The organism is Halomonas sp. KO116 (genome assembly GCF_000734975.2).
Classification (GTDB): domain Bacteria; phylum Pseudomonadota; class Gammaproteobacteria; order Pseudomonadales; family Halomonadaceae; genus Vreelandella; species Vreelandella glaciei.
Genome location: NZ_CP011052.1, coordinates 4432862 through 4453879, shown reverse-complemented (window position 1 = coordinate 4453879; position 21018 = coordinate 4432862). Strand labels below are relative to the sequence as shown.

Here is a 21018-nt window from a genome sequence, read left to right as displayed (position 1 = left end):
AGGTTGTGACAAGTGTGAGGAGCGGTATGGGCAAGCTAACCACGTGCGCGATCAGCTTCTTGATGGCTGCTGCACTGAGCATTGAGGCGACCATCATTTCAGGTGCCGCTTTCGGGCAGACGGTTTTCAGGGTCATTGATGAGCACGGTAACGTTACGTTTACCGATAACCCTGGCCGCGGCGGTGAGGCGTTGGAATTGGCACCGTTGCCAAGCCTACCACCTGGGTTAAGCGCGGCTACGGCCAGTGTGGCAACGCCCGCTACTGAGCGCCCACGTGGCAAGCCAGGGCAGCCTTTTATGCCTTATGACCACTTTTCGATTGCGCTGCCCCAGCAAGGCGCACGGCTGCCGGAGCGAAGCACCGCGGTGGAAGTGGCCATTGCGCCTCCGCTGCGCGATGACCACCAAGTGCGGCTGATAGTGAATGGAGAGATTAGCCAGACCGCGCTGCACAGTGATGTTTTCTGGTTAACAGGGCTTCCTGCGGGGCAGCACGAGCTTCAAGCAGAGCTATTGGATAGTAGCCAACGTTTACAGCATCGCACGCCCGCAGTGACGATTACGGTTCCTTAGACCGGGTGGTTAAAATCTCGGATGCACTAAATTGGTGCGCTTGTGGCGGCATTTGGCGCGGTGATTGCGCTAAAACGATCCATCTTCTTTTATGGCTATGCCCGCAAGCCGTGCAACTAGGCATAAATGTATAATTGGCGCGCTTTTTGCAGTTCCCTCATTGATTATCCACCTGTAGGTCTGCAACGGCGATGGAAGACGTAATTTCTCAGGACACCACCATGCATCAGCGTTTGCTTGAACATCTCACCACGGCGGTACTGCTGCTGGACGGCGAGCTGCGTGTGCGCTGGATGAACCCTGCCGCTGAAGCCTTACTAGCGGTTAGCTTAAGCCGCGTTCACGGCATCAGCCTAGATACGCTTCTGGGCGGTGTTGACAGCATCGATGAGGTATTGGCTAAAGCGCGGGATGCGTTTCATCCTTACACCCAGCGAGAAGCGCGTATTACGCCGCTGAACAGTGAGCCGCTGACGGTCGACTACACCGTGACGCCGCTATCGGACGACGAGTTACTGTTAGAAGTGGAGCCGCGGGATCGGTTGATGCAGATTTCGCGTGAAGAGGCGCTAACCACTCGCCAAGAAACCATCAAGATATTGGCCCGTGGGCTTGCTCACGAAGTGAAAAATCCGCTCGGCGGGATTCGTGGTGCTGCACAGCTGTTAGAACGGGATTTAGACGATCCGGCGCTGCGCGAATATACCCATATCATTGTGGAAGAGGTGGATCGGCTGCGCGACTTGGTCGACTCCATGCTGGGTCCTAACCGAGTGCTTAAGCATGAGCCGGTCAATATTCACCGGGTGTTGGAGCGTGTACGCGCGCTGTTAATTGCCGAGCATCCCAGCGTTGTTATTAGCCGCGATTATGACCCCAGTTTGCCCGACCTTTCCGGCGATGAATCTCAGATGATTCAAGCGGTCCTCAACGTGGCGCGCAACGCCGTGCAAGCCATGAGCGATGCGCAAACCCCTGAAACTACCTTAATACTGCGCACCCGCGCCCGGCGTCAGTTTACCCTCGGGGCGGAACGCCACCGTTTAGTCAGTGAAGTCTCGGTGATTGATAACGGCCCAGGCATTCCCGATACGCTGCAGGAAACGCTGTTCTACCCGATGGTATCAGGACGCGCAGAAGGCAGTGGCCTTGGGTTATCGATCGCCCAGTCGATTTTGCACCAACATCAAGGATTGATTGAATGCGACTCACGACCCGGACATACCGAATTTCGTTTACTGATTCCATTGGTAATAATTTTACCGGAGAAGCGTCATGACTGAGGCTACACGTACCGATGTTGCGCGGGTGGTGATTGTCGATGACGACCGCGCTATCCGCTGGGTGCTGGAACGCGCCCTGGCGCAGCCCGATCTCGATGTTGAGTGTATTGAGCGTGCAGATACAGCCCTTGCGCGTTTACTCGAAAGCCCTCCTGACGTGCTGGTCACCGACATTCGTATGCCAGGCATCGACGGCCTGGACTTAATGGCGAGAGTACGCGAGGCGCATCCCGATCTACCGGTGATCGTGATGACCGCGCATTCCGACCTAGACAGCGCCGTCGCCTCCTATCAGGGCGGGGCGTTTGAATACTTGCCCAAACCGTTTGACGTTGATGAAGCCCTGGCGCTGGTGCGCCGCGCCGTGGCCCACGCCCGGGAACGCCAACGCCCGGTCGCCGTGCCGGAAGGCTTAAACGCTGAGATTATTGGTGAAGCGCCCGCGATGCAGGAGGTGTTTCGCGCCATTGGCCGTCTTTCTCACTCGCATATCACGGTGTTAATCAACGGGGAGTCGGGGACGGGGAAAGAGCGCGTTGCCCAGGCGCTGCATCAGCATAGCCCGCGTGCCGGTAAACCCTTTATCGCGTTGAACATGGCGGCGATTCCTCGCGACTTGATCGAATCGGAGCTGTTTGGCCATGAGAAGGGCGCTTTTACCGGGGCGGCACAGCAGCGCCAAGGGCGGTTTGAGCAGGCCAACGGCGGCACACTGTTTTTAGACGAAATAGGCGATATGCCATCGGAAACCCAAACGCGCCTGCTGCGCGTGCTGGCGGATGGCGAGTTCTATCGCGTCGGGGGGCATACGCCGGTCAAAGTGGACGTGCGAATCATCGCCGCTACGCACCAAAATCTAGAAGTATTGGTCGAAGATGGCCGCTTCCGGGAGGATTTGTTCCACCGCCTGAACGTGATCCGTATTCACCTGCCGAAACTAGCTGAAAGGCGCGAAGATATACCGCGTTTAACCCGGCACTTTCTGGCCGAAGCGGCGAAAGAGCTGACTACCGATATCAAGGTGCTGACCAGTGAAGCGGAAGCCCACCTAACACGCTTGCCGTGGCCCGGTAACGTGCGGCAGTTAGAAAATATCTGCCGGTGGCTGACGGTGATGGCGTCGGGGCGTGAAATCCTTGTTGAAGATTTGCCGCAGGAACTGCGCTCGCCAAGCGCTTCCGAAAGTAGCGCCCATGGCGATTGGCGTACGGCGTTTCGCGACTGGGCGGATCATGCCTTGGCCGAAGGCCATACCCATCTTTTGGAAGAGGCGGTGCCCGATTTTGAGCGGATTCTGATTGAAACCGCTTTAAAGCATACCGGTGGACGCAAAGGTGAAGCCGCTGAACTGCTTGGCTGGGGGCGTAATACACTGACCCGCAAATTAAAAACGCTGCTGCCAGCACTGGCTGACGAGTAAAGGCTAAGCAGTCGTTACTGCTCAAGGCGTTTAATCTCAGCCAATATCGCCTCAGCTTCTTCGGTAAGGGTGGCATTGGCGCGCATATCGCCGTTACGAGACGCTTCCATCGCGGCTTGCAGTTTACGCTCATAATTTTGCTGGAGTTTCTTTTTGGGGTCGCGCTTAAACATGCCAAACATAAGCAATTTCCTCACTATCTGGTTTTGGTGTACACCATTTGTATAGGTTTTGGTTGCTTGTGTCGAATGTTTGTTTTGGTCAGCGGTTATGCGTCGTTCTGAGAGTCCGCGCTGCATTGACATAGAAAGCGCTCAAAATCGACCAAAATGGTGTCGAGGCTGGCGTGTAAGCGGTGATCATCGTCCACCATTCTCAGCGACAGCCGCTGCAGGCGAGCACGTTCAATCACCGGTTCAGGGGCAACGATATCATCGCGCCAGCCGTGAACAATGTGCGTGTGGCGTGCCTGGATGGTGGGCGACGTTTCAGGGTAGGCGGCTATGCCTAACGCGGGGGCTAACAAAAAACAGCCTAATACGGGCTGCTGAGCGCTGACGGCCGCGCTTAGCCACCCGCCCAGGCTTGAACCTGCCAGTACACAGTGGGCAGGGTCATCACCGCGCTCGGCTATCACCTGTAAAAGATGCTGAAGACGTTGCTGGGGCTCTGCCATGCCTCGATAGTCCATTACCACGGGCTCACAATCATCTAGTTTTTCAGCAACGCCTTTTAGTGCCTGGATTTTAAGTGCCCCTGGGCCGCTCTCTAGGCCGTGGGATAAGTAAACAGTCATCATCACGTTTAGCTCGCTGAGCGTTGGATAGCTTCTCCACCCTGTTCGATATCCTCACCAGCACCCCGAATGGTATTGCAACCACTTACCAACAGAAGTGTGGTCATGACGAGTATGGCAAGCGCAATAGTACGTTTCATAGCGGTTTCCTCAAAGGCATGGGCGTGCGTCAAACATTGATAGAGCTGTCTGGACACTTTTTAAAGCAAAGCCTTTTTATAGCAAAGTGGGAAGGTTCGTTAGCAAAAATAATCGCTGTTGCGCCGTTTCGCCATCATTTTAATGTGTTTCAGCTAGATAGATGTGTCTTGATAACGTGTGCTTATGTCGCATGTGCCAGTTCTACACATCAAAAGTGCAGGGAAATTAGCCTATTTGGAGATGTTTGTTGTTTTTAAGTTATTGTTTTTAATTATTAATGTTGATTATTGGCATGGCTTGGCGCAGTCCCTGCAGCTACTGAGTAGTTGCGTAGAAGTTCAGTTGTTTAGCTCTAGCCGTTTAGATAATTGTTATTAGTAACTAAGTGAGTGGGTTGAGAGAAAAAAGGAAGGCAGGACGCCGAAAGACAAACAGGAAGTTAAAGGACAATCCGCCCACTCACTGGTTGCAGCGCAAGGAGGCGCTGTTCATCAGACCAAGGAGTGGAATCGGTGCAAAACGACCATCTCGTAAAAACGGGGTGGTCTTTTTGCGTGCGTATAATATTATAAGTAGTTGATTTTTAAATATTTTAAAAATTTAGCGTTCTGCATCGCTTTTGTACACACAGCTCTCGTACAGATAAAACCTGTGTTTTAGTCTATCCTTTCGATAAAACCAAATGTCGCGGTTAGAAAACGTCAACGTAACGACCGCACACGAACAGGGACAAGATTATGGCGATGGCATTGATGTTATGCATGTTTGTTTTGTTCTTAGGGTTTTCGGGGGTGGGTGTGTATATGATGTTTAAGACATCTTTCATGGCCACTATGGACGAGCGCGATGACATGCCCCCCGACATTTAACCAACTGCTCTAACCATAACAATTATTTAAAAATAACTAAAATGCCCGCGTCAGCGGGCATTTTGCGTTAGTGCTTCCAACGGCCTTTGCTTCGCTCAGGCACCATACGCTCGAAATAGAGCAAGCCAAATGCAAGCCAGCCCACGGTTAATAAGCGGTAAAAATAAGTCGCAAGAAAACGGCCATTACCCCATCCAATAAAGGCTGACCAAGGCAAAGGCATAGCCCAATGCAGCGCCTGCCAGTACATCACTCACATAGTGCAGCCCCAGCCCGACGCGGGAGATCGCAATCAGCAGGGATAGCGGTAGGATCACCGGTAGTAGCCAGGGGGTGTGAGCGGCTACTAATACGCTAAACATCACCGCATGCATGGTGTGGCCGCTGGGAAAACTATAACGATCACGTGCCGGTTCACAGCACAGAATGCCCTCGCTATAGGTAATAAAGGGCCGCTCACGACAGAGTCGTGTTTTTACCAGGCGATATACGGCTATGGCAAACAGCGCAATAACGCTGTACTGCATCAACCGCCACGAGCCGTTTGGTTGAAGCCAGGGCTGGGCCAGAATCAGCAGCACCCATACCGGCCAATCACCTAAGCGGCTGGCGGCTTGCAGAGTAATGCGCCAGGGGCGATACAGCGAGAGCCGCGATACGCGCTGGCATAATTGCCACTCTAATAAGTCAAGACGGTCGAATACGACAAGCGGACGCGGGCGCATGGTGAGCCTCCTGGGCTTGGTGTAAATAACGCAGAAACTGCTCTGCAATCCCTGTCCAGCTCTGCTCAAGTGCACGTAAACGCGCTACTCGACCTAGGCGCGCGTAGTCAGCGGGGTGCTGGCACAGCTCGACCGCTGCCTGCTGAAAGGCAGCGCTATTGCCAGCGGGAACGGTAATACCGTTATAGCCACTATTAATGAGTTCGGCGCTGGCAGCATGTTCATAAGCCACCACGGCTAAGCCGCTGGCCATTGCCTCTGCGACCACATTCCCCCAGGTTTCTGAAAGTGAGGGGAAAATAAACAGATCGGCACTGGCATAGTGGCGAGCCAGCGATTCCTGCCCCACGAAGCCGGTGAAATGCGCGTCCGGCAGTGCTTTTTCCAGCTGTGCCCGCGCAGGGCCGTCGCCTACGATGACCTGAGCGATATCGGGACGCACTTCGCGCATGGCTTGAAGGCTTTCATGGAGCAGGGTGAGGTTTTTTTCGGCGGCTAACCGACCAACATAAAGTGCGACCGGCTGATGTTCGCCTACGCCCCAGCGCTGGCGCAATTGTGTATCACGATGAGCAGGCGAGAAGCGCTCTCCGTCTAGCCCACGTGAAAGTACATGGATATCCCGGATCCCTTGCTGTTGAAGCGTATTAGCTTGCTGATGGGTAGGCACTAACGTTAGGTCGCAGCCATTATGAAAGTAGCGAAGGTAGCGCCGTGTGGTCGATGCCAGCCAAGTAACACCATAATCTTCGCAGTAGTGATCAAAGTTCGTGTGCCAACCCGCCACTAGAGGGATATTGAGCCGCCGCGCTGCTTGGCGAGCAGCCCAGCCGAGCGGGCCCTGGGTTGCTAAGTAGATAACATCAGGGCGATGTTGGCCCCAAAAGCGCCGCAATGTGGCGGGTGTGACTAACCCCACCTGTACATCGGAGTAGCCGGGTAAAGCAAGGCGTTGCACTTGCAGTTCGCTGTTCACCCCCGTCGCATGACTTGGGGTTCTTGGGCGAGGACGAATAACATCAATCGGCACTCCTTGCCGGCGGAGTTCGTAACTTAACCGGCTCAGCGTATGGGCAACGCCATTGATATCCGGTGACCATGTTTCACTGACGATGCAGAGCCGCATAAGCGATCCATCCCTTTATCACGTTTTTATGCAGTGTGGGCAGAGTGAATGACACTGCCGAGTCAAACAGGTGAATAAGTGATGACATGCAAATAATAATGAGCTTATAAAGGGCGGTAACTATTCACTTAAATAACAGTTAAATGTTAAATTAAGATGACAATCTTATGTAAAGAGCATAAAAAAATAAGTTCCCAAAAAATTAAAACTTTAAGATTAATGAAATATAACTACTTTAAAGTTCCCTGCGTTGAGGCGTTATTCGTCCTTCATTGTGCCTTCGCAAAGTGCAAGCATTAACTACTTCAATGGGAACAATCATGTTTAAAAAAACGACACTGGCCCTGGCCGTTAGCGGTCTATTGGAGGGTGTTCAAAACTCTGTGTCAGCCAACCAGCCTTATAGGCTGATGTGATGTTCCAAGCGCCCTGGGAAGTGGATGGCCATCTGTGACAGCGTCAAGTTCCAGTTCTGCACGGGGTGCGTCCAGCGCTCAGAGGCCTTGAGTATACCGGCATAGAGCAGCTTGAGTAAGCTGTTCTCATTGGCGAAGCCGCCCTTGGTCTTGGTGAGCTTGCGGAACTGGCGGTGTACGGCTTCCACCGCGTTGGTGGTGTAAATCGCCTTGCGCACGTAATCGGGGTATTTGAAGTAGGCTGAGAGCGTGGGCCACTTGTCCCGCCAGGACTTGATAACCATGGGATATTTATCACCCCACTTGGCTTCCAGGTCATCAAGCGCAAGTTCGGCGGCATTGAGCGTGGCAGCCTTGTAGACGGCTTTCAGGTCGGCCATAAAGGCCTTCTGGTTTTTCGAGGCAATGTACTTCATCGAGTTCCGGATCTGGTGAATGATACAGTGCTGGATCTCGGTGTCGGGGTAAATCGACTCAATGGCTTCGGGGAAGCCCTTCAGTCCATCGATACAGGCAATCAGGATGTCTTTGACGCCCCGGTTGTAGAGGTCCGTGAGTACACTGAGCCAGTGGTGAGCACCTTCCTGGTCCGAGAGGTAGAGGCCGAGCAGTTCTTTCTTGCCCTCGATGTTCAGGCCAAGGAGCGTGTAGATCGCTTTGCTGACGTAGCGACCATTCTCTTTGATTTTGTAGTGAATGGCGTCGAGCCAGACAATGGGGTAAATAGCTTCCAGGTCACGCTCACGCCAGGCTTGCAGCTCCGGTAGCAGTTTGTCGGTGACGGCGTTGATGGTGCCGTTGGAGAGCGAAACACCATACAGCTCGGCGATGTGCGTACGGATGTCCTGATAGCTGTTACCGAGTGCGAACAGGGCAATGATTTTACGTTCCAGTTCGTCAGTAAGGTGGGTCTGGTGCTTCTTGACGATCTGGGGCTCGAAGGAGCCGGTCCGGTCTCTCGGTGCGTCCAGCTCAAAGCTGCCAGTCGGCCCTTTCATGGTCTTGCGACTGGAACCGTTCTTGCGGTTGGCTGTGTCCTCCGAGGCTAGATGGGCCTCCAGCTCACCTTGCATGGCGGCTTCGGTGAGTTGCTTGATCAACGGGGTCAGGATACCGTCTTTGCCGGTGAGGTCTTTGCCCTCACGCAGAGCTTGAAGTGCGGCATCCATATCGAACATAGGTTTGGTCATAAGTCATCTCTTTTCGGTTCAGTCTAAAGAAATGACACAGAATTCTGAACACTACCGTCTATTGGCAGCCTCTGCAGCACAAGCAGCAACCGTTTATGACCAAGACGGTACCGATCTCGAAATCTACGGCCGTATTGCCATGGGATTTGAAGGCGGCGGTGTTGATGACGGTGTTGATAACGGCGAAGAGTTCCGCAATTTCGGCTCCCGTCTGCGGATTACCGCTGGCCATCAGATCTCCTCTGACCTGCGTGCATTCGCCCGGGTAGAGTGGCGCTTTACGGGTGATGAGCGTAATACATCTTCTGGTTTCGATGAGGTGCGTAACAGCTACCTGGGGCTGGAAAGCCAGCAGTTCGGTACTTTCATGGCCGGTAATTACAACAGTTTTTACGATAACTACGTTATGACGCCGTTCGATGTCTACGTTGAGCGCGGCTATGAGTTTGCGGGTGGTGGTACCCAGGCACGCGGCGACTCTATTGGCTATAAAACGCCTAAAATGAGTGGTTTTCAGGCGGTTATTTCTGCCAAGCACTTCTCTGAGCGTGGTTTGACTGAAGCCGAGCAGACTTCCGAAGGGTCCGTTATCGCCACTCAGGGTGGTGTTGTCTACGAAACAGGCCCAGCTCGTTTAGCGCTTGGCTATGTGGAAGATACGGTACGTGGTGGCGGTAACGGTGAAGTGCGTTTTGGCGCTACGGGCGAATTTGCTATTACAGATGCTTTCGCTGCCCGTGTAGGGTATGAAACCCGTGGGGATGACGATGTTAACGGTGGTGGTTTCGATAAAATCGGCGTTGGTGCTACGTATGCTATCGATTCCTGGAAGTTCTTCGCCGATTACTACAACATCGACGTAGACGGCGCTAGCGATGAGCGTAACGCTTGGGCGCTAGGGTCAATGTACAAGCTGACGAGTAATTTCGATATGTTCCTCGAACTGAACGATCGTAACCTGGATGCTGTAAATGACTTCGAAGAAGATATGTACTACGCATTAGGCGCTCGCTATCACTTCTAATTAATAGAGTGATGTTAGCGGTAGTGTTGCATTAGTTTTTTGTATTAGTTCTTTAGCTTTTAGTTAGCTCGCATGTTTCGATCTTTACCGGTGTGGATGATTCCACACCGGTTTTTACTTTGTCTTTAATATGGTTTTAATGGTTTTGATATATTAAATGACGCGTTTTCTGATTTGCGAGGAGAGTTGTTCAAAGCCAATGACAACGACCAGAATAACCAAAATAATGGTTAACGCGCGGTCATAATTAAATAAGCGCATAGCGGCCGCTAGTTCTACGCCGATGCCACCAGCACCTACCAGTCCAAGTGTCACCGCCGAGCGCAGCGCTTTTTCGACGCTATAAAGGCTGGTGGCGGTCATTGACGCCAGTGTTTCCGGCAAAATGGCACCGCCCCGATCACTGACAGCCTACCTGCGCCAGTGGCGCTCAACGCTTCCGATGGGCCAGGGTGAACTTCTTCAATGCGCTCCGAAAAAAATCGAGCTGCAAAGCCGATAGTGTCCATCACAATCGCGAGCACCCCTGCAATCGGCCCTAAGCCAACCGCTACGACAAAAATAAGCGCCCAAATAAGGTCTGGGATAGTGCGCATAGTGGCAATGATTAGACGAGTGATGGAGCGAATCCAGGGCGCTGGCGAGGTATTGCGAGCGGCCAGTAGCGAGAAAGGAATGCTCAAAATAACCCCAATGGTGACACCCACAATGGCAATATTAAGGGTTTCATACATTGACCACGCCAGCACATCAAGATCGGCGAGGTCGGGTGGAAAGGCGCGCCCAATAAAGTGCACTAAATTGACGCCGCCGCGCAGCAGGCGTTCCAGCGTTAAGTTGGTGGCCATCACGCCCTGAATAAACAGCGCTAAAAAAACCAACACCACACCCCAAGTAAACGGGGAGGGCATAGCAAATCTCGGTGGAAGAGAAGATGAGGTACGACGTTGTATAGACATAGCGCTCTCGATATTAGCGGGTAGAGGGGATGGCGGTGGTAACAGCGTCTTGAGCAGAGGTTTGGTCGACCCGTACATCGCCCTGATAAAGTTGCTGCATAGTGGCAAGTGCTGCGTCCTGCCGAGGCGTATCGAGGACTATTTGGCCCGCTTTCATACCGATAATTCGGTCGCCGTACTGCTGGGCTAACTCCAACTGATGCAGCGTGCACAGCACGGTTAAGCGTCGCTCTGACACCACATCCAGCAGCAAGTCCATGATTTCTCTACCAGCTTTCGGATCGAGGCTAGCGATTGGTTCGTCGGCAATTATGATCTCAGCGTCTTGCATCAGCGTTCGGGCAATCGCCACTCGCTGTTGTTGCCCGCCGGAAAGCTCACGGCAATCGGCGTGGGCCTTGTGCGCTAACCCAACGCGCTCAAGCGATGCCATGGCGCGCTCGCGTAACTCATTAGTGGCAAAGCAAGCAAGTGAGGAGAGTAGCCCTAAACGTTGTTGACCCATGGCGCCATACAGCACGTTTTGAAAAACGCTTACGTTTTGCACTAAGTTAAATTGCTGAAAAACCACGCCCACTTTGCGCCGTAGTTGACGCAATTTAGAATTAGAAAGGTGGCTGAGGGAGTCGCCCAAAATGGTGATCTCGCCTTGATCGTGAGGCGTCAGGCCATTAAGGCAGCGCATTAAAGTCGATTTACCGCAGCCGTTTGCACCTAACAAAATGACGCATTCGCCTTGGGGAATCTCTAGTGTTAAGCCACGCAGTACGTGCAACTGCCCGTAGTGTTTTTGCAGATTGTGGACGCTGATGGCCTTCATAAAAAAACCTCCTGCGTTAACGACAGGAGGTGGATACGTTCAATGTTCATGGTCAAACCTACTTATAAGCAGCACATCCCTGTGCTGGTATGTAGCGAAAAAATGGGGGGGCTTAGAGTTCGATGCCGGCTGCTTCGTAGGCACGGCGTACCACGTCGTAATCTTCGTTGGTACGGTCAAAGCCGAGTGATGAGTCGCGGTTTAAAAACTTATCTTCATTGCGATCTGTTGCAATCAGCGCATTCCAAAGCGTGTCGGCATTGGTTCTGAGTGACTCGCGCAGGGCTGTTTTGCAGGCATCATCCAAAGAGCCGCGCATAACGACTGGGTCACCGGGCAGTACATCGCTTTGGGCAATAACGCGATACTCACCGTTGGGGTCCATAGCTTGAATCTCATCGATATCCCGGTTGCCGCCGCCCATGGCATCGACGTCACCGTTGACCAGTGCGGCAATGCGCGCATCCCCAGCCATAATAATTTCCAGGTCGCGTTGAATGTCTAAACCCGCATCGACCAACATCTGGCTGGGAAAAATATGCCCGCTTGTAGAGCCCACATCTTTCAGCGCCACGCGGCGGCCTTCCAGGTCTTCAAGCGTTTCGATATCGCTGTCGACGGGGACAAAAAAGCTGCTGCCGTAGTGCGGACGCTCAATAGCAAACAGAATTTCAATATCGCTTTCGCGATCGAACAGCACAAATTCAGAAGGACCTGCGAAAACAAGCTCAACATCATCGTACTGCAATGCGGTACCCGCGGCGGTGCGGTTGCTGAGGCTGAACATCTTCAGTTCAAGGCCAGTCGTTGTTTCAAACGCTTCGGCGAAGGGGCCGAAGGCGTCTTCTAGAGGCCCCATGCCTTCAATACCGGTATCGGCCATGCGAATGGGATTAGGGCAAACATTGCGTAAATCGTCATTGGCCAGCACCGACGGCGCCGTAAAAGCGGCAACCCCGGTAATAGCCAAGCTCAAAGCTGCGTTATGAATACTCAGTTTACAAATATTGGCTTTATGCATTGGTCGTCATCCTGTCGGCGAAATATGTCTATATTCAAGTGGTAGTTAGAGTGGCAGCCGACAATGAAGGTAAGGTGTAGTTAAGATGACGTTCTCGTCACAGATTTATGACAGCCTCTTTGCTCCACCTTTATTGCTAAGGTGCCAAGGCATGAATATGGAGCTAGCCATAAAGGGTGATTCCAGCGCCATGGTTCGGCAGAGTAACGAATCAGTATCTACACTCGTAACTCCGATAATTGGTTCAAGGAGGAGGGCGATGAAAATGTATTTACGTTTCGGCGCTATGATCGTGACGGCGACCGTGATCATGTTGGGGTTGATGTACCTGAACACTTACCAGTTAGACCATGTCACTTTCAGTGAAACCCGTACTTACATGGCTATTGTCATGGGGGCCACGATGGCAGTGGTCATGCTGGGTTTCATGCTTGATATGTACTCCAAAAAGGGCGTGAACCTGGCTATTTTGGTGGGCAGCATCGTGGTCTTTGCCGGGGCGCTGTGGCTGGTGCGCAGCCAGCAGACGGTGGATGATGTTTCCTATATGAAGGCGATGATTCCACACCACTCTATTGCCATTCTGACCAGTGAGCGTGCTCAGATAACCGATCCCCGCGTACGCGAACTCGCCGACTCGATTATCGAGACCCAGCGGGAAGAGATCGCAGAAATGAAAGCATTAATAGCGGATCTTGAAGATGAGTAATAACGTTTAGTGAAACCGCCGCTGGAGGGTAGGTTAGGACAAGATTGTCGAAATTCAGTTGGCAGGTAGTCGGCCGGACATTGGGTTGGAAGGCGCCATGCCATCGGTTCATGCAGAGCGCTCCCAACTTTTATGTCGACCGGTGCCCTGTCACTCCTCATCAATGATACTTTTAAAACCACCGAAAATGAGTCGCTTGCCATCAAACGGCATTGGATTAACGTCCATCTGCAAGCGCGGGTCCTGCATGACCTTGGCCATTCCTTCATCACGCACGGCCCGCGATGGCCACTCTATCCAGGAAAAGATGATACTTTCGTCATCCTTGCGTTTGACCGCCATGGTAAAGGAGGTCACTTCCCCTTCGGGGACATCGTCTCCCCAGCACTCCACGACCCGCAGTGCGCCGTGCTCCTTGAAAACAACGGCCGCGGCATGGGCATGCTCAATAAACGCATCTTTATTAGCGCTGGGCACGGCAGCGACGAAACCATCTACATAAGGGTGTGTAAGCTTGCTCATGGCTGTTCTCCTATTACTGTTTTATTCTGCTTTAGAGGGGAGTTCTCGAACGGGGCGTACCTCAATGCTACCCAGCCGGGCGGGTGGGATGCGGCTAGCCAGCTGCAGCGCTTCATTCAAGTCGTGGGCTTCGAGTAGATAGAAACCCGCCAATTGCTCCTTGGTTTCCGCAAAGGGGCCATCGGAGATTAACGTCTCGCCATCGCGTACACGCACGGTGGTAGCGGTTTCTACTGGCTGTAACGCTTGTCCGGCCAGGTAGTGGCCGTTGGTGCTTAAGCGCTCTACCCCGGCGATACACTCCTGATTGAGGTCGTGCCATGCCTGTTCGCTCATGGCGTTGATAATCTGCTCTTGGTAATACACCAGCGCAACGTACTTCATTGAGAGCCTCCTGGTTGGTCAGGGTAGTGACTCTCTTTAGTCGTTTGGCATCGTCTTGAATCGACATAGCCTAAGCATTTTTTTAGGGGGAATTTTCGAGCTCTGCCAATCGCCGGTTCAAAAAGCGTTTTTCTGGATCCAGGGTGACCAATAGCAGTGCCTGTTGATAGGCGCTGCGCGCGGCAACATGCTGGCCTTGGCGACGCAGTAAATCCGCTTTAGCGGCATAAAAGAGATAATAGCGGCTTATTTGCGGATGATGAGCGATGTCGTCGAGTAACTTCAGGCCGGTATCGGGGGCACCATTCATGGCAATGGCGACCGCACGATTCAGCGCCAGGATGGGTGATGGAAAACGACGGCAGAGGGCATCGTAAAGCCTGACGATACGCCCCCAATCGGTCTGCTCAGCGCGGCTAGCCTGGGCGTGTACGGCGGCAATCGACGCCTGAAGGGTGTAGTACCCGGTAGGGGTGAGCGCCAGCGCCTGTTCCAGCCATGCAATGCCGACCTGGATATCCTCTTGGCGCCATAGGCGTCTGTCCTGAGCATCCAGTGTCACCAGTTCACCCTCGCTATCCTGGCGCGCATCCCGGCGGGCATCATTAAGCAGCATCAAAGCCATCAGCCCAAACACTTCACCCTGGGGCAGTAGCCGTGCCAGCTCATTACCCAGGCGCATGGCTTCTTGGGTTAGGCTGATATCGACCACGCTAACGCCCGTGCTGCGTGAGTAGCCTTCGTTGAAGACCAGATAGATGACCTGGAGCACATCAGGTAGGCGCTCAGGTAATTCTTCCTGGGTAGGGACTGCATAAGGGATATGCGCATCGCGAATTTTTCGTTTGGCTCGTACGATACGCTGAGCCAGCGTCGTAGGCTTCATCAGTAGCGCGCTGGCTACTTGCTCAGTGGTCAAACCGCACATCTCGCGAAGCGTCAGGGCAATCCGTGCTTCCATGCTCAAACTTGGGTGGCAGCAGGTGAATAGCAGCCGCAAGGCGTCATCTTCGATAGCCGTTAGCTCAAGATCCAGCGTCTCTTCTGTAGGTAACCGCTCTGTGGGTAATAGCAAGTGAGCCCGACGGCGAGCAGTACTGCGCTGGCGGATTTGGTCGATTCCGCAGTGGTAGCCGGTGCGAATTAGCCATGCCGTGGGGTTGTCAGGTTTGCCGTTAACCGGCCACTGTTGAACCGCCGCCACAAAGGCATCCTGCATGGCTTCTTCGGCTAGTTCAAAATCCCCCAGCAGGCGTATCAGCGTCGCCTGCACGCGCCGGGAGTGCTCACGATACAGGTCATCGACGTATGAAGGTTCAGTACTCATCAAGGGAGGTCCGTAAGCTTTATCTCAAACGTAGCCCATGGTTTCTCCGTTGACTTGTTTTTCTTGTTTTGTCTTTCGGGGGATAGGTATTCAATCCCCGGTGCGTTTTCCCGTGGCGCTGTTGAAAGGATGCAGGGCGTCGCGGGTCACAAAAAATCGCAGGGTTTCGCCTTCGGCAACGGGCGGCTGCCCCGAAACGCGGATGACTGTAGGCTGGTCGCTATCGGCGAGGGTCACATACAGGTGGCTTTCGGCCCCCGCGGCTTCAAACAGCGCCAGCGTTGAGTCGACAATTAGGTGAGGCGCGGTCGGCGGCGCTAGATGCATATCATCCGGTCGAATGCCGACGACATCGGTGCCGTCGGGCAGGTTATCCAGCAGCCCGTTGGCGCCTTGTTCGTTCAAGTAATCCACTGGCAGCATGTTCATGGCAGGGGAGCCGATAAACCCGGCGACAAACATGCTGGCGGGGCGGGCGTAGATCTCCATGGGTGTGCCGACTTGCTCAATCTGCCCGGCGTTAAGCACCACTAAACGGTCGCCCAGTGTCATGGCTTCCAGCTGGTCGTGGGTCACATACAGGCTGGTGGTTTTCAGGCGCCGCTGCAGCTGTTTGATCTCTACGCGCATCTGCACCCGCAGCTTGGCATCCAGGTTGGAGAGCGGCTCGTCGAATAGAAACGCCGCAGGTTCGCGCACGAGGGCGCGGCCCATGGCCACCCGCTGGCGCTGACCACCAGAGAGCTTGCGCGGTTTGCGCTCCAGAAACTCTTCGATCTCGAGCATTTTGGCGGCAATTCGCACGCGCTTTTCAATGTCTTCTTTGTTAAACCCGCGGTTCTTGAGGCCGTAAGCAAGGTTGTTGTACACCGTCATATGCGGGTAGAGCGCGTAGTTCTGGAACACCATGGCGATATCGCGCTCGGCGGGCTCCAGCTTATTGACCACCCGGTCACCGATTTTGAGCGTGCCCTCGGTAATGGTTTCAAGCCCCGCCACCATGCGCAGTAGGGTAGATTTGCCGCAGCCGGAAGGCCCGACCAGTACTACGAATTCACCGTCTTCAATGTGTAAGTCGATGCCTTTGACGGCGTGAACATCGCCGGTGTAGGTTTTTTTTAGCCCTTCCAAGGTAATACTGGTCATTCTTATTTCTCCGTCTCGGTCAGGCCTTTCACAAACAAGCGTTGCATAAACAGAATCACTAATACCGGTGGCAGCGCTGCCATCACCACTGCGGCCATCACCAGGTGCCATTGTGGGTTCTCTTCCGAGGTCATGCGCTGAATGCCCATCACAATGGTGGTGTAGTCGGGGTCGGTGGTGATCAGCAGTGGCCACAAATACTGGTTCCAGCCATAAATAAACATGATCACAAACAGCGCCGCGATGTTAGTCACGGAGAGCGGCATCAAGATATCTTTAAAGAATTTGAACGGCCCGGCGCCGTCGACCCGGGCGGCTTCGAGCATCTCTTCGGGAATGGTCATAAAGAACTGTCGGAACAGAAAGGTCGCGGTGGCTGAGGCAATCAATGGTATCGACAGCCCGGCAAAGCTATTGAGCATATTAAGGTCCGCGACCACCTGAAAGGTGGGGATAATGCGCACCTCAACCGGCAACATCAGGGTGACGAAGATCAGCCAGAAGAAGAACATCCGAAAACGGAAACGGAAGTAGACAATCGCAAAGGCGGAAAGTAGCGAAATGGACAGCTTTCCCACGGTGATGGCCATGGCCATCACAAAGCTGTTCCAAAGCATCAGCGCGGCAGGCGGGGAGTTCGCTGACGATATGCCCGATTGCCACATCTGGGTATAGTTTTCGATTCCATGGCTGCCGGGCAGCAGCGGTAGGGTGCCACGCATTAACTCACCCGGCGCCTGGGTCGAGGCCACCAGGGCGATATAAACCGGAAAGACCACCAGCGCGACGCCGATGATTAACACGGTATGGGCGAAAAAATTGGCCCATGGGCGATTTTCAACCATGACAACACTCCAACGAGGCCGATTTAATAGTACGTTTGTTAATAGTTCACGCGCCGCTCAATAAAGCGGAACTGAATCACCGTGAGCACCACCACAATCACCATGAGGATCACCGACTGAGCTGCGGAAGAACCCAAATTGAGGCCTACAAAGCCATCGGCGTAAACTTTGTAAACCAAGATATTGGTCGACTGAGCCGGTCCGCCTTGTGTAGTGGCGTGGATAATGCCGAAGGTGTCGAACATGGCGTACACCACGTTAACCACCATCAAGAAGAAGGTTGTGGGTGAAAGCAGTGGGAAAATTATCGTCCAGAATCGCTTGATAGGGCTGGCGCCATCAATTGAGGCTGCCTCAATGAGCGATTGCGGAACAGACTGTAGACCCGCCAAAAAGAACAGAAAGTTGTAAGAGATCTGCTTCCAGGCCGCGGCAAGAATGACCAGCAGCATGGCGTCGCTCCCCGAGTTGCGGTGGTTCCACTGGTAACCGACCATTTCCAGCATATAGGGCACGATGCCGATGGAAGGGTTGAAGATAAACCACCACAAAACACCGGCAATCGCAGGCGCAATGGCGTAGGGCCAAACGAGGAGCGTGGTGTAGGTGCTGCGTGAACGAATCATCCGGTTCACAGTACTAGCCAGCAGTAGCGCCACCGACATTGATACCAGCGTGGTGCCAACAGCGAATATGGCGGTCACCGACATCGAATTGAGGTAGCTACCGTCGCGAAACAGACGGGCAAAGTTTTCCAGGCCCACAAACGTAGAGCGCAGCCCAAAAGCGTCTTCACGCAGTAGCGATTGGTACAGCGCTTGGCCCGCAGGCCAGATAAAAAAGATCAGAGTAACTATTACCTGGGGCGCCAGCAGCGCGAAAGGCAGCCATCGCCCTGGAAACGTCATGCGTTTAGTTTGCATGGGCAGCTCGCATGTAAACGAAAGCGCCGCCTACCCTAAGGGCAGGCGGCGAAGTAAGTGCTTATTTACTGGTTGGCGGATTCAAAGTCACGCAGCAGCGCATTACCGCGCTCTACCGCGTCGTCTGCGGCTTCCTGACCTGATTTACCACCGGTCATCACGGCTTCCATCTCTTCGGAGATGATGTCGCGAATCTGTACGAAGTTGCCAAAACGAAGGCCTTTCGAGTTCTCGGTCGGCTCGTTGAGCGTCATCTGCTGCAGAGAAATATCCGCACCGGGGTTCTCTTCGTAGTAACCCTGCTCTTCACTCAAATCCCAAGCGGCTTGGGTGATGGGTAAGTAGCCGGTCTGCTGATGCCACTCTGCCTGTACTTCAGGCTGAGAGAGGTACTCAAAGAAAGCGGCAACAGCTGCATACTCTTCATCGCTGTGGCCTTGAAGTGCCCAGAGCGTTGCGCCACCGATAATCGAGTTCTGCGGTGCACCTTCTACGTCGTCGTAGTAGGGCTGCATGCCAAAGCCGACTTCAAATTCTGAGTTAGCGGCGACATCAGCGCGAGAGGCGGAGGAGCCAAAGAAGATCGCACAGTCTTGGGAGTAGAACATCGGCTCGGAATCCGGGCCGGTGCCGGGGCCAGCCCAGCGGTAAATGTTCTCATCCTGCCAGTCGTGTAGGTTATCCCAATGGCGGGCGACCAGCTCATTGTTGAAATTTAGCTCGGTCTCCATACCGCCAAAACCGTTTTCCAATGTGCCGAGCGGCGAGTTATGCATGGCGGAGAAGTTTTCCAGCATTACCCAGCTAGGCCAAGAAGAAGTGAAACCGCAGCTAGCCGCCCCGGATTCGACGATTTGACGAGAGGCATCGGCCAGCGCTTCCCACGTTTCGGGCGGCTGCTCAGGGTCAAGGCCCGCTTCCTCAAATACGTCGCGGTTGTAGTACATAATCGGCGTAGAAGAGTTGAACGGGAAAGAGAGCATGTTGCCATTGGTATCGGTGTAATAACCGACCACGGCGGGCAGGAAGGCCTCATTATCGAAAGCGCGACCGTGCTCTTCCATCAGTTCATATACTGGGTAGATGGCGCCTTTGGCGTTCATCATGGTGCCGGTGCCGACTTCAAACACCTGCAGGATATGTGGCTGTTCGTTGGCACGGAAAGCGGCAATGGCACCGGTCATGGTTTCGGCATAGGTGCCGCGGTAGCTGGGCGTGACCTGATATTCGTCTTGTGACTGGTTAAAATCCTCGGTGATGCCCTCAAGAATTTCGCCGAGCTGACCGCCCATGGCGTGCCACCAGCTAACTTCCGTTGCGGCCTGGGCGGATAAGCTTAGGCTGGCAGTCGCCACCCCAACGGCAAGCGCGTGCAGTGATAAACGAGACATAACAGCTCCTTGTGGGCCTGAAATTAATCAGGTGTGCAGTGTGTTATTAAGTTTTGTTGGATGCACTGAACAGTAGAAAGTGTAGGTGACGTTTTGATGAAGGCAAGGTGAATACAAGATGACAGCTGGCGCGACGGGCGGAGTAGGCGAAGTATCTGAGGGGTGTTAGGGTTAGCGGTAAGCTACTTTTAAAAAGCTGTTGCTGAAAAGCTATTTTGGAAAGAGAACATAATGCCTCACGCTATCGCTCTACTCGAAAAACTGGTTGCCTTTGACACCACCTCCAGCGAATCCAATTTGGCGCTGATTGAGTATGTTGAAGGCTATTTGGCCGAGGTTGGCGTTAGCGCCGAGCGGGTGATGAGCCCCTGCGGCACCAAGGCCAATTTGATCGCAAGGGTCGGCCCAGACGCGCCTGGAGGGGTAATGCTTTCCGGGCATACCGATGTGGTGCCGGTGGCAGGGCAGCCTTGGTCGAGCGATCCCTTTACCCTGCGCGACGGTGATGATGGGCGGCTCTACGGTCGGGGTACCTGCGATATGAAAGGTTTTATCGCCTGCGTCTTGTCGATGGTGCCTAATTGGGCGAAAGCCCCTCTGCAACAGCCCATTTATCTCGGCTTCTCTTACGATGAGGAGATCGGTTGCGTGGGCGCCCCCAGCCTGATTAAACGCTTTTACGAGCACTACTCCACCACCGCTCATGTGATTGTTGGCGAGCCCACCAGCATGCAACCTGTGGTCGCGCAGAAAGGCGCTACCAACCTGCGCACTTCGGTGACTGGCCAGGAAGCTCATAGCAGCCAAGTGAATCAAGGCACCTCAGCCATTCACGTGGCGGCAAGACTCGTCACCTTTATTGAAGACACCATGGCGGCGTTGGTCGAAGAGGGGCGAGTTGATGAAGCCTTTAACGTGCCTCACACCAGCCTGCATGTGGGCAAAATAAAAGGCGGAACGGCCATCAATATTATGGCGCGGGAGTGTCAGTTCGAGTGGGAAATCCGTCACCTGCCGACCGATACCTTCGATGAGATATACGCGCGCTTTGAGGCGTTTTGTGAACAGCTAACCGGTGAGCTTAAGGCCAAAGGCAAGCACGTTGATATCACCACCGAACCCCTTAACGTCACAGTTCCGGGGCTAGCGGATCGCGATAACGACCATGTGCTTCGCTTGGCTAAAGACCACTTGCCTACCGCTTGCTGCAACCATGCGGTGGCTTACGCTACAGAAGCGGGGCAGTTTCAGGGCCAGGGTTTACAAACCATTATTCTCGGTCCTGGCAGCATTGCCCAAGCGCACCAGCCCGATGAGTATATTGATATCGAGCAGCTTGAAGCGTGCGAGGGTTTTCTAACGAAAATGGGTAAAGCGTTAGAGAAGCCCACCTAATTAGCTAATAA

23 protein-coding genes are annotated in these 21018 nt (G+C 53.7%); 6 read left to right on the top strand and 17 right to left on the bottom strand.

Annotation, left to right across the window (positions count from 1 at the left end; genetic code table 11):
- The first annotated feature begins 26 nt into the window (after positions 1–26).
- The 3 genes from KO116_RS20405 (at position 27) to ntrC (ending at position 3278) form a co-directional block, all read left to right on the top strand.
- Positions 27–575, top strand: a complete 549-nt coding sequence (locus tag KO116_RS20405; RefSeq protein ID WP_035564126.1) for a DUF4124 domain-containing protein — start codon at positions 27–29, stop codon at positions 573–575.
- 221 nt (positions 576–796) lie between these two features.
- On the top strand, positions 797–1858 hold the full coding sequence (glnL, locus tag KO116_RS20400; RefSeq protein ID WP_035564127.1) for a nitrogen regulation protein NR(II): 1062 nt from the start codon (positions 797–799) through the stop codon (positions 1856–1858).
- Entirely contained in the window at positions 1851–3278 is a 1428-nt protein-coding gene (gene ntrC / locus KO116_RS20395; protein WP_035564128.1) for a nitrogen regulation protein NR(I), read from the top strand. The genes glnL and ntrC overlap by 8 nt, the downstream gene beginning before the upstream one ends.
- Positions 3279–3292: 14 nt before the next feature.
- On the opposite strand, the gene KO116_RS25190 is transcribed toward ntrC, so the two are convergent.
- The 6 genes from KO116_RS25190 to KO116_RS20365 all read right to left on the bottom strand — a co-directional run bounded on the left by KO116_RS25190 (position 3293) and on the right by KO116_RS20365 (position 8541).
- Complete coding sequence (locus KO116_RS25190) at positions 3293–3460, bottom strand: DUF6435 family protein (RefSeq protein ID WP_144408617.1); 168 nt, start codon at positions 3458–3460, stop codon at positions 3293–3295.
- A gap of 86 nt (positions 3461–3546) precedes the next feature.
- Positions 3547–4077 (bottom strand): YqiA/YcfP family alpha/beta fold hydrolase, encoded by a 531-nt coding sequence (locus KO116_RS20390; RefSeq protein WP_035564130.1) that lies wholly within the window; start codon positions 4075–4077, stop codon positions 3547–3549.
- 5 nt (positions 4078–4082) lie between these two features.
- The gene (locus KO116_RS20385) at positions 4083–4214 is read right to left on the bottom strand and encodes an entericidin A/B family lipoprotein (protein WP_008956940.1); all 132 of its coding nucleotides are present in this window, start codon (positions 4212–4214) and stop codon (positions 4083–4085) included.
- A 1055-nt stretch (positions 4215–5269) separates the two neighbouring features.
- Positions 5270–5809, bottom strand: a complete 540-nt coding sequence (locus KO116_RS20375; protein ID WP_035564134.1) for a phosphatase PAP2 family protein — start codon at positions 5807–5809, stop codon at positions 5270–5272.
- Complete coding sequence (locus KO116_RS20370; RefSeq protein WP_035564135.1) at positions 5772–6935, bottom strand: glycosyltransferase family 4 protein; 1164 nt, start codon at positions 6933–6935, stop codon at positions 5772–5774. Before KO116_RS20370 ends, KO116_RS20375 begins: the two co-directional genes overlap by 38 nt.
- Positions 6936–7335: 400 nt before the next feature.
- Positions 7336–8541, bottom strand: a complete 1206-nt coding sequence (locus KO116_RS20365; protein ID WP_035565815.1) for an IS256 family transposase — start codon at positions 8539–8541, stop codon at positions 7336–7338.
- 31 nt (positions 8542–8572) lie between these two features.
- On the opposite strand from KO116_RS20365, the gene KO116_RS20360 reads away from it, so the two are divergent.
- Entirely contained in the window at positions 8573–9565 is a 993-nt protein-coding gene (locus KO116_RS20360; protein WP_045812193.1) for a porin, read from the top strand.
- Positions 9566–9718: 153 nt separating this feature from the next.
- Here KO116_RS20360 and KO116_RS25535 read toward each other — a convergent pair whose 3' ends face one another.
- From KO116_RS25535 to phnD, 4 genes are all read right to left on the bottom strand, one after another.
- On the bottom strand, positions 9719–9928 hold the full coding sequence (locus tag KO116_RS25535; RefSeq protein WP_200897118.1) for a PhnE/PtxC family ABC transporter permease: 210 nt from the start codon (positions 9926–9928) through the stop codon (positions 9719–9721).
- A complete protein-coding gene (locus KO116_RS20355) occupies positions 9925–10476 on the bottom strand; it encodes a PhnE/PtxC family ABC transporter permease (RefSeq protein WP_200897117.1) in 552 nt (183 codons plus the stop codon). The genes KO116_RS25535 and KO116_RS20355 overlap by 4 nt, the downstream gene beginning before the upstream one ends.
- Before the next feature lie 61 nt (positions 10477–10537).
- Positions 10538–11344: a phosphonate ABC transporter ATP-binding protein gene (gene phnC / locus KO116_RS20350; protein ID WP_035565188.1), complete on the bottom strand. Its 807-nt coding sequence runs from the start codon at positions 11342–11344 to the stop codon at positions 10538–10540.
- 112 nt (positions 11345–11456) lie between these two features.
- Positions 11457–12365: a phosphate/phosphite/phosphonate ABC transporter substrate-binding protein gene (gene phnD / locus KO116_RS20345; RefSeq protein WP_052703813.1), complete on the bottom strand. Its 909-nt coding sequence runs from the start codon at positions 12363–12365 to the stop codon at positions 11457–11459.
- A gap of 259 nt (positions 12366–12624) precedes the next feature.
- On the opposite strand from phnD, the gene KO116_RS20340 reads away from it, so the two are divergent.
- On the top strand, positions 12625–13074 hold the full coding sequence (locus tag KO116_RS20340) for a DUF305 domain-containing protein (protein WP_035565191.1): 450 nt from the start codon (positions 12625–12627) through the stop codon (positions 13072–13074).
- Between the two features lie 150 nt (positions 13075–13224).
- Here KO116_RS20340 and KO116_RS20335 read toward each other — a convergent pair whose 3' ends face one another.
- The 7 genes from KO116_RS20335 to ugpB form a co-directional block, all read right to left on the bottom strand.
- Complete coding sequence (locus KO116_RS20335) at positions 13225–13596, bottom strand: DUF1428 domain-containing protein (RefSeq protein WP_035565194.1); 372 nt, start codon at positions 13594–13596, stop codon at positions 13225–13227.
- Positions 13597–13617: 21 nt separating this feature from the next.
- Complete coding sequence (locus KO116_RS20330) at positions 13618–13980, bottom strand: YciI family protein (RefSeq protein ID WP_035565197.1); 363 nt, start codon at positions 13978–13980, stop codon at positions 13618–13620.
- 82 nt (positions 13981–14062) lie between these two features.
- Entirely contained in the window at positions 14063–15307 is a 1245-nt protein-coding gene (locus KO116_RS20325; RefSeq protein WP_035565199.1) for an RNA polymerase sigma factor, read from the bottom strand.
- A gap of 90 nt (positions 15308–15397) precedes the next feature.
- Positions 15398–16453, bottom strand: coding sequence for a sn-glycerol-3-phosphate import ATP-binding protein UgpC (locus KO116_RS20320; protein ID WP_035565201.1), 1056 nt, complete (start codon positions 16451–16453; stop codon positions 15398–15400).
- Positions 16454–16455: 2 nt separating this feature from the next.
- Positions 16456–17298: a sn-glycerol-3-phosphate ABC transporter permease UgpE gene (ugpE, locus tag KO116_RS20315; protein ID WP_035565202.1), complete on the bottom strand. Its 843-nt coding sequence runs from the start codon at positions 17296–17298 to the stop codon at positions 16456–16458.
- Positions 17299–17336: 38 nt separating this feature from the next.
- Positions 17337–18221: a sn-glycerol-3-phosphate ABC transporter permease UgpA gene (gene ugpA, locus KO116_RS20310; RefSeq protein ID WP_035565205.1), complete on the bottom strand. Its 885-nt coding sequence runs from the start codon at positions 18219–18221 to the stop codon at positions 17337–17339.
- A gap of 65 nt (positions 18222–18286) precedes the next feature.
- Positions 18287–19612, bottom strand: coding sequence for a sn-glycerol-3-phosphate ABC transporter substrate-binding protein UgpB (gene ugpB, locus KO116_RS20305; protein WP_035565206.1), 1326 nt, complete (start codon positions 19610–19612; stop codon positions 18287–18289).
- Between the two features lie 231 nt (positions 19613–19843).
- Between ugpB and argE the strand changes: the two genes are divergently transcribed.
- Complete coding sequence (gene argE / locus KO116_RS20300; protein WP_035565208.1) at positions 19844–21007, top strand: acetylornithine deacetylase; 1164 nt, start codon at positions 19844–19846, stop codon at positions 21005–21007.
- The last annotated feature ends 11 nt before the right edge of the window (positions 21008–21018 follow it).

Bases quoted from the DNA above. Each gene is read 5' to 3' on its own strand.
- ntrC (WP_035564128.1), top strand. From the start codon at position 1,851: ATGACTGAGGCTACACGTACCGATGTTGCGCGGGTGGTGATTGTCGAT.
- ugpA (WP_035565205.1), bottom strand. From the start codon at position 18,221: ATGCAAACTAAACGCATGACGTTTCCAGGGCGATGGCTGCCTTTCGCG.
- KO116_RS20325 (WP_035565199.1), bottom strand. From the start codon at position 15,307: ATGAGTACTGAACCTTCATACGTCGATGACCTGTATCGTGAGCACTCC.
- KO116_RS20390 (WP_035564130.1), bottom strand. From the start codon at position 4,077: ATGATGACTGTTTACTTATCCCACGGCCTAGAGAGCGGCCCAGGGGCA.
- ugpE (WP_035565202.1), bottom strand. From the start codon at position 17,298: ATGGTTGAAAATCGCCCATGGGCCAATTTTTTCGCCCATACCGTGTTA.
- KO116_RS20370 (WP_035564135.1), bottom strand. From the start codon at position 6,935: ATGCGGCTCTGCATCGTCAGTGAAACATGGTCACCGGATATCAATGGC.
- KO116_RS20330 (WP_035565197.1), bottom strand. From the start codon at position 13,980: ATGAAGTACGTTGCGCTGGTGTATTACCAAGAGCAGATTATCAACGCC.
- KO116_RS25535 (WP_200897118.1), bottom strand. From the start codon at position 9,928: ATGACCGCCACCAGCCTTTATAGCGTCGAAAAAGCGCTGCGCTCGGCG.
- KO116_RS20405 (WP_035564126.1), top strand. From the start codon at position 27: ATGGGCAAGCTAACCACGTGCGCGATCAGCTTCTTGATGGCTGCTGCA.
- KO116_RS20340 (WP_035565191.1), top strand. From the start codon at position 12,625: ATGAAAATGTATTTACGTTTCGGCGCTATGATCGTGACGGCGACCGTG.
- KO116_RS20360 (WP_045812193.1), top strand. From the start codon at position 8,573: ATGACACAGAATTCTGAACACTACCGTCTATTGGCAGCCTCTGCAGCA.
- KO116_RS25190 (WP_144408617.1), bottom strand. From the start codon at position 3,460: ATGTTTGGCATGTTTAAGCGCGACCCCAAAAAGAAACTCCAGCAAAAT.
- ugpB (WP_035565206.1), bottom strand. From the start codon at position 19,612: ATGTCTCGTTTATCACTGCACGCGCTTGCCGTTGGGGTGGCGACTGCC.
- KO116_RS20355 (WP_200897117.1), bottom strand. From the start codon at position 10,476: ATGCCCTCCCCGTTTACTTGGGGTGTGGTGTTGGTTTTTTTAGCGCTG.
- KO116_RS20375 (WP_035564134.1), bottom strand. From the start codon at position 5,809: ATGCGCCCGCGTCCGCTTGTCGTATTCGACCGTCTTGACTTATTAGAG.
- KO116_RS20385 (WP_008956940.1), bottom strand. From the start codon at position 4,214: ATGAAACGTACTATTGCGCTTGCCATACTCGTCATGACCACACTTCTG.
- KO116_RS20335 (WP_035565194.1), bottom strand. From the start codon at position 13,596: ATGAGCAAGCTTACACACCCTTATGTAGATGGTTTCGTCGCTGCCGTG.
- KO116_RS20365 (WP_035565815.1), bottom strand. From the start codon at position 8,541: ATGACCAAACCTATGTTCGATATGGATGCCGCACTTCAAGCTCTGCGT.
- argE (WP_035565208.1), top strand. From the start codon at position 19,844: ATGCCTCACGCTATCGCTCTACTCGAAAAACTGGTTGCCTTTGACACC.
- phnD (WP_052703813.1), bottom strand. From the start codon at position 12,365: ATGCATAAAGCCAATATTTGTAAACTGAGTATTCATAACGCAGCTTTG.
- phnC (WP_035565188.1), bottom strand. From the start codon at position 11,344: ATGAAGGCCATCAGCGTCCACAATCTGCAAAAACACTACGGGCAGTTG.
- KO116_RS20320 (WP_035565201.1), bottom strand. From the start codon at position 16,453: ATGACCAGTATTACCTTGGAAGGGCTAAAAAAAACCTACACCGGCGAT.
- glnL (WP_035564127.1), top strand. From the start codon at position 797: ATGCATCAGCGTTTGCTTGAACATCTCACCACGGCGGTACTGCTGCTG.